Annotated in this window: 1 protein-coding gene; it reads right to left on the reverse strand. The window is 52.4% G+C overall.

Annotated features, from left to right (window positions below; translation table 11 throughout):
* Nucleotides 1-229 (reverse strand): Ig-like domain-containing protein (locus GM612_RS12320; RefSeq protein ID WP_246147778.1); only part of this gene is annotated, 229 nt, incomplete at both ends.

Here is a 229-nt window from a genome sequence, read left to right on the forward strand (position 1 = left end):
TTGCACCAGCTGGTTGAACGGTGACGACGTCACCAGGATTGACTGAGGCCTTTGGAATCGTAAAGTCGATCTTACCATCAGTGCCTACCGTCGCAGTCAGTGGATTACCGTCAGTGCCCTTGATTGGGTCACCATTGGCATTCGTCACTGTAATCGTAGCACCTGGACGTGTCGTCCCGGTAACTTCATAGCCGTTAGTCGTGGTCGTAACGGTCAGTGGACTAGTTGT

The organism is Secundilactobacillus folii (assembly GCF_009720675.1).
Classification (GTDB): Bacteria; Bacillota; Bacilli; order Lactobacillales; family Lactobacillaceae; genus Secundilactobacillus; species Secundilactobacillus folii.